This window comes from Microbacterium sp. EG9 (genome assembly GCF_059759475.1).
The window spans coordinates 2,666,250-2,678,283 of record NZ_CM186217.1 but is presented as its reverse complement, the minus strand read 5'-3'; the positions used below and the strand labels follow the sequence as shown (position 1 = coordinate 2,678,283).

The 12,034-nt window shown below is 72.2% G+C and carries 12 protein-coding genes; 5 read left to right on the top strand and 7 right to left on the bottom strand.

Annotation, left to right across the window (positions count from 1 at the left end; all coding sequences use genetic code 11):
- Positions 1-46: 46 nt before the first annotated feature.
- Both AC6CQV_RS12565 and AC6CQV_RS12560 read left to right on the top strand, forming a co-directional pair.
- Complete coding sequence (locus AC6CQV_RS12565) at positions 47-457, top strand: GNAT family N-acetyltransferase (RefSeq protein WP_498259646.1); 411 nt, start codon at positions 47-49, stop codon at positions 455-457.
- 52 nt (positions 458-509) lie between these two features.
- Positions 510-1,268, top strand: coding sequence for an MBL fold metallo-hydrolase (locus AC6CQV_RS12560; protein ID WP_498259645.1), 759 nt, complete (start codon positions 510-512; stop codon positions 1,266-1,268).
- On the opposite strand, the gene AC6CQV_RS12555 is transcribed toward AC6CQV_RS12560, so the two are convergent.
- Positions 1,208-1,555: a hypothetical protein gene (locus AC6CQV_RS12555; protein ID WP_060960233.1), complete on the bottom strand. Its 348-nt coding sequence runs from the start codon at positions 1,553-1,555 to the stop codon at positions 1,208-1,210. The two genes, AC6CQV_RS12560 and AC6CQV_RS12555, sit on opposite strands and share 61 nt — an antisense overlap.
- A gap of 112 nt (positions 1,556-1,667) precedes the next feature.
- Between AC6CQV_RS12555 and AC6CQV_RS12550 the strand changes: the two genes are divergently transcribed.
- Both AC6CQV_RS12550 and AC6CQV_RS12545 read left to right on the top strand, forming a co-directional pair.
- Complete coding sequence (locus AC6CQV_RS12550; RefSeq protein ID WP_498259644.1) at positions 1,668-1,940, top strand: GntR family transcriptional regulator; 273 nt, start codon at positions 1,668-1,670, stop codon at positions 1,938-1,940.
- A 70-nt stretch (positions 1,941-2,010) separates the two neighbouring features.
- Positions 2,011-2,742 (top strand): aminotransferase class I/II-fold pyridoxal phosphate-dependent enzyme, encoded by a 732-nt coding sequence (locus tag AC6CQV_RS12545; protein ID WP_498259643.1) that lies wholly within the window; start codon positions 2,011-2,013, stop codon positions 2,740-2,742.
- Here AC6CQV_RS12545 and ppsA read toward each other — a convergent pair whose 3' ends face one another.
- The 6 genes from ppsA to AC6CQV_RS12515 all read right to left on the bottom strand — a co-directional run bounded on the left by ppsA (position 2,743) and on the right by AC6CQV_RS12515 (position 10,793).
- Positions 2,743-5,130: a phosphoenolpyruvate synthase gene (ppsA, locus tag AC6CQV_RS12540; RefSeq protein ID WP_498259642.1), complete on the bottom strand. Its 2,388-nt coding sequence runs from the start codon at positions 5,128-5,130 to the stop codon at positions 2,743-2,745.
- A gap of 46 nt (positions 5,131-5,176) precedes the next feature.
- Entirely contained in the window at positions 5,177-5,995 is an 819-nt protein-coding gene (locus AC6CQV_RS12535) for a pyruvate, water dikinase regulatory protein (RefSeq protein WP_060960231.1), read from the bottom strand.
- 148 nt (positions 5,996-6,143) lie between these two features.
- Positions 6,144-7,748: an efflux permease Rv1217c-related protein gene (locus tag AC6CQV_RS12530; protein WP_498259641.1), complete on the bottom strand. Its 1,605-nt coding sequence runs from the start codon at positions 7,746-7,748 to the stop codon at positions 6,144-6,146.
- Positions 7,745-8,662, bottom strand: a complete 918-nt coding sequence (locus tag AC6CQV_RS12525) for an ABC transporter ATP-binding protein (RefSeq protein ID WP_498259640.1) — start codon at positions 8,660-8,662, stop codon at positions 7,745-7,747. Before AC6CQV_RS12525 ends, AC6CQV_RS12530 begins: the two co-directional genes overlap by 4 nt.
- A gap of 79 nt (positions 8,663-8,741) precedes the next feature.
- Positions 8,742-10,067 (bottom strand): APC family permease, encoded by a 1,326-nt coding sequence (locus AC6CQV_RS12520; protein WP_060960229.1) that lies wholly within the window; start codon positions 10,065-10,067, stop codon positions 8,742-8,744.
- 252 nt (positions 10,068-10,319) lie between these two features.
- Entirely contained in the window at positions 10,320-10,793 is a 474-nt protein-coding gene (locus tag AC6CQV_RS12515) for an Lrp/AsnC family transcriptional regulator (protein ID WP_234057903.1), read from the bottom strand.
- A 141-nt stretch (positions 10,794-10,934) separates the two neighbouring features.
- Between AC6CQV_RS12515 and ald the strand changes: the two genes are divergently transcribed.
- A complete protein-coding gene (ald, locus tag AC6CQV_RS12510) occupies positions 10,935-12,008 on the top strand; it encodes an alanine dehydrogenase (protein WP_498259639.1) in 1,074 nt (357 codons plus the stop codon).
- Positions 12,009-12,034: the final 26 nt, after the last annotated feature.

The following is a 12,034-nucleotide window of genomic DNA, read 5'->3' as shown; positions in this document are numbered from 1 at the left end:
GGCGGACGCCGCGGGGGCGTCGCGGCTCCTCTCGTATGCTGACGACATGACCGGTGTGCGCGTGACGACCGAGCTGGACGAGATCGACCTGGACCTCGTGCACCGCTGGCTCTCCGAGGAGGCGTACTGGGCGATCGGGCGCAGCCGTGAGCTCGTCGAACGCGCCGCCCGGGCGTCGCTGAACTTCGGGGCTCTGGATGCCGAGGGCGCGCTGGTCGGCTACGCGCGCGTCGTCACGGATGCCGCGACGTTCGCCTGGGTGTGCGACGTGTTCGTGGCTCCCTCTGCGCGCGGTGCGGGTGTCGGCACGCTGCTGGCCGAGACGATCGCGGCCACGGTTCGACCGTGGGGACTGAAGCGGACGATGCTGGCGACCGCCGACGCCCACGGCGTCTATGCGAAGGTCGGCTTCGTGCCGCTGCCCCATCCCGAGCGGATGATGGTCCTCGGCGGCTGACCCCCTGCCGGGGGCGGGATGTTCTCACCGCCGCCGCCACGAGAATGGGAGCATGACCTCTCCGCGCCCTGTTCTCACTCTCATCGGCGGTCCCACGGCGATCCTCGAGTACGGCGGCATCCGCCTGCTCACCGACCCGACGTTCGACGAGCCGGGCGACTACCCGTCCGGCGCGGTCACGCTGCACAAGCTCACGGGTCCGGCGCTCGGAGTGGACGAGGTCGGCGAGATCGACGTCGTGCTGCTGTCGCACGATCAGCATCCCGACAACCTGGATGCCGCGGGACGCGCCTTCCTGCCGCGCGCCGGTGCCGTGCTCTCCACGCCCGCCGCGTCGGCCCGCATCCCCGGCGTCCACGGCCTCGAACCGTGGCAGACCCGCACCGTCGGCGACGTCGAGGTCACCGCCGTCCCCGCGCTCCACGGTCCCGACGGCGCCGAGGAGCTCTCCGGGCCGGTCACCGGATTCGTCCTGCGCGCCCCCGACCGGCCCGTCGTCTACGTGGCCGGCGACAACGCGTCGCCCGCGCTCGTCGCCGACATCGTCGACCGCGTCGGACCGATCGACATCGCCGTCCTGTTCACCGGCGCGGCCAACGTCGGCCGTTTCGGCGACAGCGACCTCACCCTGAACGCCCGCACCGCGGTCGAGGCGGCGCGGGCGTTGGGGGAGGCGATCATCGTTCCGGTGCACGCCGAGGGCTGGCACCACTTCAGCGAGACGATCGACCGCCTCGTGCGCGAGTTCGCCTACGCGGGGCTCGCGGACAGGCTCCGGGTGCCCGCCGCCGGCGTGCCGTTGCCGCTCTGACGCGCCGCGGGGTCGGTCGGTGCCCCCGCGACGAGGTCGCCGACCGTGAGCGCGCGGAGGGCCGGATGCCGCCGCGTCGCGGTCGCGATGGATCGGACCAGCATCGGTGTTCGCGCACCGGGCGGGCACGCGGGCTGACGGAGCCGACGCGCGATGCCGGCGTCGATCGCGCCGAGCGTGTCGCGGTGGGCGTCGAGGGCCTCGTGACCGTCCGTGTCGCCGCCGCGGTCGTCGTCCGCGAGCCAATCGATGACGCGTGCGATGGTCCACTCCGACAGAAGTGGCATGGGGGATGGCTGATTCTGCGGGTGTGGGGTCACGCGGGGGTGGGTCATTGGACCAGAATCGGTCTCGATGAACGCTCACGACAGGGCCACTTCTCCGCGAGTGGTCACACGATTGGCCGATGCGGACCGCACCGCAGCGGTGTCTCCCGCGGCGCTGGCGGCGCGGCTGGGGCGCTGGGTCGACTCCGACGGGTCGCTGACGGCGAGTCTGGCCGCCGCTCTGCGCGCGCTCGTGAGCTCGGGCGAACTGCGCCCCGGTGACCGGCTGCCCTCGGAGCGTGCGCTCGCCGCGGCCGTCGCGGTCTCACGCGGCACGGTCGTCGCGGCCTACGCCGCGCTCGCCGACAGCGGCGTGAGCTCGTCGCGCCGGGCGACGTCGTGCTGAGCGAGGAGCTCAGCTGGCCCGGTCTCGTCGACCCGGTCCGGCGGCGGGAGCGCGCGTGCACGGGGTGCCGATGACGCCGGACGGCGTCGACGTGGATGCCCTGGAGGCCGCGATCGTGGCCCTGCGCCCCGTCCTCATCGCCCTCAACCCCCACCACCACAACCCGACCGGATCACGGATGCCGCCGGCATCCCGTCTGGCGGTCGCCGAGCTCTCCGCCCGTTACGGCGTGCGCGTCATCGAAGACCGCGTGCTCGCGAACATCTCCTTCGACGGCGTCGTGCCGGTGTCGCTGGCGGCGCTGCGCTCGGACGCGCCCGTCATCGTCGTCGACTCGCTGTCGAAGTGGGCGTGGTTGGGCCTGCGCATCGGGTGGGCGCGCGCCGATCCCGTGTTGATCCGGAGACTGCGCGCGTCGCGGCAGCTCGTCGACCAGGCCGCCAGCGTGCCGGCGCAGCGGATGGCGCTGGGTCTTCTCGACGAGGCGCCCGCCCTGCGCCGCGACGCGAGCACCACCCACGCCGCGGCGCTGGAGCGGCTGGTCCCGGTGGTGCACGAGCACCTTCCGGGCTGGAGCTTCGACGTGCCGCGCGGCGGCCTCTCGCTCTGGGCGCGCCTGCCCTCGGGGTCGGCGACCGCGTTCGCGCGGCGCGCGGCTCTGGCGGGTGTGGCGGTCGCCGGCGGCTCGGAGTTCGCGGCATCCGCACCCGCCGACGACCACATCCGCATCCCCTTCACCGCTCCCGACGAGCTGCTCCACGTCGCGATCGAGCGGCTCGGGCGGGTCTGGCGCGCGGGGTGATCACCCGGCCTGCGGAGCCGTCGCCTCGGCGGTCTTCGACAGCCGCAGCCACGTCTCCACGACGGTGTCGGGGTTGAGCGACACCGACTCGATGCCCTCGGCGACGAGCCATTCGGCCAGATCGGGATGATCCGACGGGCCCTGCCCGCAGATGCCGACGTACTTGCCGGCCGCGCGGCAGGCGCTGATCGCGAGGGACAGCAGGCGCAGCACGGCCGGGTCGCGCTCGTCGAACGTCGACGCCACGAGCCCTGAGTCGCGGTCGAGGCCGAGGGTCAGCTGCGTCATGTCGTTCGAGCCGATCGAGAACCCGTCGAAGAACTCCAGGAATCGGTCGGCGAGCAGCGCGTTGGACGGCAGCTCGCACATCATGATGACCTTGAGGTCGTTCTCGCCGCGGCGCAGCCCGTTCTCGGCGAGCAGCTCGACGACCGCGTGCCCTTCGCCGACGGTGCGCACGAACGGCACCATGACCTGCACGTTCGTGAAGCCCATTTCATCGCGCACGAACCGCAGCGCCTCGCACTCCATGTCGAAGCACGGGCGGAAATCGGGCGAGATGTACCGCGACGCCCCGCGGTACCCGAGCATGGGGTTCTCCTCGTGCGGCTCGTACAGCTCGCCGCCGACGAGGTTCGCGTACTCGTTCGACTTGAAGTCGCTGAGACGCACGATCACCGGCTCCGGCCAGAAGGCGGCGGCGATCATCGACACCCCCTCCGCCACGCGGCGCACGAAGTAGTCGCGCGGCGTGTCGTACGCCGCCGTGGCGTCGGCCACCCGCTCGCGCAGCTCGCCGTCGAGCGTGTCGAACTCCAGGAGCGCCCGCGGGTGGATGCCGATCTGCCGGTTGATGACGAACTCCAGCCGGGCCAGGCCCACGCCGCGATGCGGGAGCCGCGAGAACGAGAAGGCCTGGTCGGGAGTGCCGACGTTCATCATGATCTTCACCGGCGCCTCCGGCATGGAGTCCAGCCGCGTGATCTCCTCCTCGAACGGGAGGATGCCGCGGTAGACGAACCCGGTGTCGCCCTCGGCGCACGAGACGGTGACCTCGTCGCCGTCGGACACGATGGTCGTGGCATCCCCCGTGCCGACGACGGCGGGGATGCCGAGCTCGCGCGCGATGATCGCCGCGTGACAGGTCCGCCCGCCGCGGTTGGTCACGATCGCGCTCGCGCGCTTCATGATCGGCTCCCAGTCGGGATCGGTCATGTCGGCGATGAGCACCTCGCCCGGCTGGAAGTCGGCCATCTGGTCGAGACTGCGCAGCACCCGCGCGGGTCCCGCACCGATGCGCTGGCCGATCGCACGGCCCGCCGTCGCCACCTCGCCGCGCGCGCCGAGCACGAAGCGCCGGATCACGCCCGCCTCGACCCGCGACACGACCGTCTCCGGGCGCGCCTGCAGGATGTAGAGCCGTCCGTCGATCCCGTCTTTGCCCCACTCGATGTCCATCGGACGTCCGTAGTGCTCCTCGATCACGAGCGCCTGGCGGGCGAGTTCGACGAGGTCGGCGTCGTCGATCGAGAACAGACGCCGAGCGGATGCCGGGACGTCCTCGAACCGTGTCGAGGCGCCCGCCTCGCGGGCATCCGTGTACCGCATGGCGATCGCCTTCTCGCCGACGGAGCGCTTGAGCACCGCGGGGCGACCCGCGCGCAGCGCGACCTTCGAGACGTAGAACTCGTCCGGGTTCACCGCCCCCTGCACGACCGCCTCGCCGAGTCCGTACGAGCTCGTGATGAACACGGCGTCCTCGAAGCCCGACTCGGTGTCGACGGTGAACATGACGCCGGCGGCGCCGACGTCGGAGCGGACCATCTTCTGGATACCGGCCGACAGCGCGACCTCGTCGTGGTCGAACCCGTGGTGGGCGCGGTACGCCATCGCCCGGTCGTTGTAGAGCGACGCGAACACCGATCGGATCGCGGCGAGGACGTTGTCGATGCCCGCGACGTTCAGGAACGTCTCCTGCTGGCCGGCGAACGAGGCGTCGGGCAGGTCTTCGGCGGTCGCTGAGGAGCGCACCGCGAAGGAGGCCTCGGGGTTCTCGCCCGCGAGGCGGGCGTAGGCCGTGCGGATCGACGCCTCCAGCTCGGCCGGGAAGGGCTGCTCCTCGATCCACGCCCGGATCTGGGTCCCCGCGTGCGTGAGCGCCGCGACGTCCTCGACGTCCACGTCCGCGATGGCCGCGGCGATCCGCTCGCGCAGCCCGCCCTCCGCCAGGAACTCCCGGTAGGCGTCGGCGGTCGTGGCGAAGCCGCCGGGCACGCTCACCCCCAGAGCGGCGAGATGCGACACCATCTCGCCGAGCGATGCGTTCTTGCCGCCCACGGCGGGGAGGTCTGCCATGCCGAGCTGATCGAACCAGAGGATGCTGCTCATGTGTCGGGCCTTTCGGTGGGAGGGGGCGCGGGGAGGGGTGGGACGCTCAGGTGCGGAGCTTGAGGGACTGCATGATCACCGCCGACATCTCCTCGACGCTCTTGGTCGACGAGTTCACGAACGGGATGTGGGTGCGGCGGTAGAGGTCCTCGGCGCGGCGCAGCTCGAGCGTGCACTGCGCGAGACTCGCGTAGGTCGAGTCGGGGCGCCGTTCGTGGCGCACCTGGCTGAGGCGCAGCGGCGTCGTGGTCAGTCCGAAGCAGCGCGCGGCGTAGGGGGCGACCGCTCGTGGCAGCCCCTCGGTGGGGAAGTCGTCATCGGTCAGCGGGTAGTTCGCGACGAGCAGCCCGTACTGCAGCGCCAGATACATGGTCGTCGGCGTCTTGCCGCAGCGCGACGGTGCGACGATCAGCACGTCCGCCTGGTCGAGGGCGCGCATGCTCTGGCCGTCGTCGTGCTCGATCGCGTACTCGACGGCGCGCATGCGGGCGAAGTACTGCTCCGTGTCGCCGACGGTGTGGAACGAGCCGAGCTGCTCCGACGCCGTGGTGCCGAGCGCCGCTTCGAGCTCGGTGAGGTGGCCGCTCAGCAGGTCGATGTGGGTCGCCCGGGCTCCGCCCAGCACGCGGGCCACCGCGGGGGAGCGCACGGTGTGGAACACGATCGGCTCCTCACCCGCCGCGGCGGCGCGGTCGATCTCGCGGGCGACGGCGGCGGCGCCCTCGGCGGAGTCGACGAACGGCACGGTGTGGCGGCGGAACGTGACCCCGGGGAAGTTCACGAGCAGCGCGCGGCCGAGCGTCTCGGCGGTGATGCCGGTGGAGTCGGAGACGAAGTAGGCGGCACGGGGCGTCGTGGGGGTCACGCGGGTGCTCCTCGTCGTCTCGGGGGAGACCGGCAGATCGACCGGTTGTTCCGAGGCTACGAAAGATGACCCTTCCCTCTGCGCGCTGGGCGCGTAAAGAACTTCCGTTCTTGCGGCTCTGTCAGGAAGTCGTGATCGGGTGCGGCCCTCAGGCGCGCAGCTCGCGGCGCCGCATCGCCAGCAGGGCGGCGGCCACGGCGAGGGCGGTGGCGAGAGCGAGGGGCAGGACGCCGCGGAGATCGACGCCATCGGAGGTCGGCACCGGCGCGGACGCGAACGGCGCGACGTCCACGAGCGCCGCGCTCATCCCGAAGAGGGGGCCGAAGAGCGCCACGACGGCGCCGATCGCGACGAGGGCCCACGCGGTCGGGATCGCGAGTCGCGGCAGCACCACGACGAGCACGGCGGCCAGCCCCGCGAACAGCCAGGCGGGCACCAGCTGACCCGCCCCCGCGATCGCCGCATCCCGTACCAGCCCCGCGCCGTCGCTCGCCGCCTGGGCGCCGCCGGCGGCCCCCAGGACGCCGCCGACGAGGGTGAGCGTCGCCGCGACCAGCGCGACGACGACGTGATCGCCCAGCCACCGCCGGCGCGCGACCCCCGATGACAGCAGCAGCTCGGCGGTGCCGCGGGTCTCGTCCTGGCGGGCGCGGACGACGGTCTGCGTCGCCGCGCACGCCGCGAAGACGCCCAGCATCACGAAGAAGACCACGACGAGGCCCCGCGCGAGATCCGCGCCGGCGCCCCCGAGGGCCCGCAGGACGGCGGTGACCGCCGGGTTGTCGTCGCCGATCCGGTCGGCCACGGAGCCCAGCGAGGTCGAGAGGACGCCGACGAGCACCCCCGCCGCCGTCCAGCCGATGACGGAGGGCAGGCTCTGGCGGGCGACGAGCGCCAGATGGGAGGCGAGGGCGGGGCGCGCGTGCGCGCGACCGCGCCGCTCGGGGAGGAAGGCGGCCCCGAGGTCGCGATGGGCGTGCAGCGCCGCCGCCGCGCCGATCAGGACCGCCGCGACCGCCGCGCCGAGGATCAGGGGCCGGGGATCGTCGGCGTCGAAGGGGCGCACGTTCTCGGCCCAGCCGAACGGCGACGCCCAGGCGAGGCCCGAGCTCGTCATGCGCGTGAGGTCGTCGCTCGGGGTGCCGAGCGCGTTGCCGACGCCCGCGACGACGAAGCATCCGAGCAGCACCCAGACCGACAGGCTGTTCGCGCCGCGCGCGGTGGGCAGCAGCTCCGCCGCCGCCAGACCCACGCCCAGGAAGACGAGCGCCACGACGAGGCAGGCCGCCCCGACCAGCGCCGATCCGAGCGCGGGAGCGCCGCTGGCGACGAACACGGCGCTCACCACGACGCCCAGCACCGCCGCGGCGACCGCCCCGTGCACCACCGTCGCCGCCAGTGGGACGGACCGGCCCGCCGGCGTCGCCGCCACCAGCTCCAGACGACCCTCCTCCTCGTCGCCGCGGGAGTGCCGCACCGCGAGGAACGAGCTCATCAGCGCTCCCAGCAGCAGCAGCCACGGCAGCAGGAGGAACGCGACCATCTGCGCTTCACCCGCCCCCGACGGCAGCCCGCGGAAGAGCAGGATCACCGGATTGGCCATCACCGTCGCCAACAGCGCCACGCGCTCCTGCTCGTCGCCGTACGAGCCGCGCACGCCGGGGTAGCCGGCCGCGGCGAGGGCGGCGGTGCCCCCGATCCACACGCTCAGCTGCACGGCATCGCGGCGCAGGAGCGGAGCCGGCGTCGTCACCGCGATCCCCCGGCCGGCTGTGCGCTGTAGTGGCGGAGGAACAGCTCCTCGAGCGACGGGGGAGCCACCCGCAGCCCTTCGGCGCCGAGCGCGCCGAGGCGCGGCAGCGCCGCCGCGACGGCGTCGCTCGCGAGGGTCAGCGAGATCCGCCCCGCGGCCTGCGTGACGTCCTCGGCGCCGGGCACCGTGCGCGCCGCCGCGAGCGTCGCGCGATCCGTCGCGACGAACGACACCTCCGTCCGGGTGAGGTGGCGCATCTCGGCGAGCGTCCCGGCATCCACGATGCGACCGCCGCGCACGATCGACACGCGGTCGCAGAGCAGTTCGACCTCCGACAGGATGTGGCTGGACAGCAGCACGGTGGCCCCGGCATCCCGCACCCGGGCGACCTCCTGACGGAAGACGACCTCCATGAGGGGGTCGAGGCCGCTCGTGGGCTCGTCGAAGACGTACAGGTCGGCGGGGACGGCGAAGGCCGCGACGAGCGCCACCTTCTGACGGTTGCCCTTCGAGTACGCGCGGCCCTTCGTGCGGGTGTCGAGATCGAAGTCCGCGCAGAGCCGGCGTCGCACCGCGGCATCGGCCCCGCCGCCGCCCGTGCGCAGGCGGCAGAGCAGGTCGATCGCCTCGCCTCCGGACAGGTTCGGCCACAGGCTCACGTCGCCGGGGACGGAGGCGATGCGGCGGTGCAGGCGGGAGGCCTCCGCCCACGGGTCGCCGCCGAGCACGGTCGCCGTGCCGGACGTCGGCCGCGCCAGCGCGAGCAGGATGCGGATGGTGGTGGATTTGCCGGCGCCGTTGGGGCCGAGGAAGCCGTGCACCTGGCCCTCGTCGACCGTGAGGTCGAGCCCGTCGAGGGCGTGCACGCGGCCGTAGTGCTTCGTGAGGGCGTCCGTGCGGATGACGGCGGTCATGCGCCGGATGCTACGCCGAGGGCGGGTGCCGCGGTAGATGCGACACCCGCCCTCTCCCCCGGTGCGTCGGGGACGGCGCTCAGATCTGCGAGCGCGGCCCCGGTTCGACGATCTTGTTGAAGCCGGTGACGGGCTGGTTCTCGTCGAACGAGACGACCGGCCGGCGGAAGCCCCGCGTCAGGAAGACGAGGTACAGCAGGCCGAGGCCCGTCCAGATGAGGCCGACGATGAGCGCGTGGTCGTCGAGGTTCACCCACAGCAGCCCGGTCAGCGCCATGCCGATGGCGGGCATCACGATGTAGTTGACGACGTCGCGCGGTGTGTGGCGTCGTCCCTGGCGGATCGCGAACCAGGCGATCACCGAGATGTTCACGAAGGTGAACGCGATGAGGGCGCCGTAGTTGATGTAGTCGACGATCTGGTCGAGGGTGAACGCGATCGCCGCGAGGCTCACGATGCCGACCAGGACGACCGTGAAGGCCGGCGTGTGGGTGCGCGGGCTGATGTAGCCGAAGAACTTCTTGGGCAGCACGCCGTTGCGGCCCATCACGAGCAGCATCCGCGCGACGGAGGCGTGCGAGGCGAGCCACGACGCGAGCGTGGCCGCGAAGCCCGCCGCCGTCAGCACCGACTGCAGCACGATGCCGCCGACCTGCGAGCCGATCTCCGGCAGCGTCGAGTCGGCGATCGCCTCGGGCGGGAACGCCTCGTGGGACGGGAAGCGCAGCTGCGTGAAGTAGGCCGCGATGAGGAAGATCGCCCCGCCGACGAGCACCGTGAGCAGGATGGCGCGCGGCATCGTCTTGGGGTTCTTCGCCTCCTCGGCGTACATCGTCACCGCGTCGAAGCCGATGAACGAGAAGCACACGATCGTCGCGCCGGCCAGGACCGCGCCGAACTCCACCTCCGGGTGGAAGAAGGGCTGCACCGAGGCGACCGTGCCGGCGCCGGCGCCCTGCACGAGCTGGACGATGACCATCACGACGAACACCGCCATGACCACGATCGAGAAGATCAGCAGGATCATGTTGACGTTCGACGTGCCGCGCATCGTCAGGTAGATGATCCCGGTGACGCCCGCCGTGAAGGCGACCACCCACACCCAGCCGGGGATGTCGGGGAACAGCGCCTCCATGTAGCTGCGGAGGATCAGCGCGTTCACCATCGGCAGCAGCAGGTAGTCGATGAGCGAGGTCCAGCCGACGAGGAAGCCGAGGCTCGGATGCATCGACTCGCGCACGTACGTGTAGGCGGAGCCGGCGCTCGGGATGACCCCGACCATCTTGCCGTAGCTGATCGCCGTGAAGCCCATGACGATGAGGGCGAGGGCGTAGGCGGCGGGGACGACGTTGTTGGTCTCGACGGCCACGTTGCCGAAGGTGTCGAACACGACCGTCGGCGTCATGTAGCCGAGGCCGAGACCGACGATGGACCAGACCCCCAGCGAGCGTGCGAGGGTGGCGGAGCGCGAGGATGCCGACGTGGCGGCCAGTGACTCGTTCGTGATTCCTCCTGATGATGAGGTCTTTCGGGTGCTCGAATACTAGGGTCGGCCTGTTTCGTTTGTGTAGCGTCGCCGTCACCTCGGATGACGCGTCGGCGCCATGTCCGGACGATTCGACCGGGGATCGCGTCCGCGCGGACGAACGGTGCGGGCTCAGACGCCGCGCAGGCCGTCGGTGCGCTCGAAGATGAGGCTCGTGTTGGTCGCCGCGACGATGGAATGGGTCGAGAGGTGGTCGGTGACGAAGGCGCGCAGGTCCGCGCTGTCGCGTCCGCGGAAGTGGATCACGAAGTCCTCCGCGCCGGCGACGTAGAAGTACTGGGCGACGTCGGGGTGGGTGCGCAGCTCCTCCGCGAAGCGCGTCAGCTGCGCCCGCGCCCCCGGACGGATGCGCACGGAGACGAGCGCCTCCGTGCGGTAGCCGAGCGCCGCGGGGTCGACGTCGATCGTGAAGCGGCGGATCGCGCCGCGTGAGACGAGTCGCGCGATCCGCGCGTGGACGGTGGACGCCGCCAGCCCCAGGGTCGTCGCGAGACGGCTGAGCGGCTGCCGCGCGTCGGCCCGCAACTCGTCGATGAGTCGGAGGTCCGCGGCATCCATCGAATCATTCGAGCCTGATGCGACCATGCGCCGATCCTATTTCGGTGGAACGTGCCGATGTCAACGAATCTTCGGTGGATCTTGTCGAGGTTCCGCGGGACTGACATCGTGATCGCGCTGCACCGCTCCACCTCACCCGCCCGTGGACCAGCACGAAGGAGTCCCGCCATGATCATCGGTGTTCCCGCAGAGATCAAAGACAGCGAGCGCCGCGTCGGCATGACGCCCACCGGCGTCGACGAGCTGGCCGCGCACGGCCACCGCGTGCTCATCCAGAGCGGCGCCGGCGTCGGGTCGGGCTTCGGCGATGAGGCGTACCGCGCCGCCGGCGCCGAGATCGTCGCCGACGCCGCCGAAGTGTGGGGCGCGGCCGACCTGCTCGTCAAGGTCAAGGAGCCCATCGCCCCCGAGTACGGCTTCCTCCGTGAGGACCTGACGCTCTTCACCTACCTGCACCTGGCGGCCGCCCCGGCGTTGACGCAGGCCCTCCTGGATGCCGGGACCACCGCGATCGCCTACGAGACGGTGCAGCTGCCCGACCGCTCGCTGCCCCTGCTCGCGCCCATGAGCGAGATCGCCGGGCGCCTGTCGGTGCAGGTGGGCGCGCAGCAGCTGCTCGGTCCGGCGGGGGGCCGCGGCATCCTGCTGGGAGGAGTGCCGGGCACGCCGCGCGGCCGTGTCGTCGTGATCGGCGGCGGTGTCGCCGGAACCCACGCCGCCCAGATGGCGGTGGGCCTCGGCGCGCATGTGACGATCGTCGACCTGTCGATCCCGCAGCTGCGGCGCCTGGACGAGCGTTTCGACGGTCGGGTCGACACGCGCGTGTCCACCCGTTCGACGATCGCCGACCTCGTCGCCGACGCCGATCTGGTCATCGGGTCCGTGCTCGTCCCAGGCGCCGCGGCGCCCAAGCTCGTCACCCTCGACATGGTCGAGCGGATGCGGCCGGGCTCGGTGCTGGTGGACATCGCGGTCGACCAGGGCGGCTGCTTCGAGGGCACCCACGCGACGACCCACACCGACCCGACCTACCGCGTGCACGACGCGATCTACTACGCCGTCGCGAACATGCCCGGCGCGGTGCCGCTCACCTCGACCCTCGCCCTGACCAACGCGACGCTGCGCTACACGCTCGCGCTCGCCGACCTGGGCACCGACGCCGCCCTCGAGGCCGACGCGTCGCTGCGCGCCGGCCTGTCGATCCGCGGCGGCGAGGTGGTGGACACCCGCATCCTGGGGTGACACCACTCCCGCCCGGCGGGGGCGGG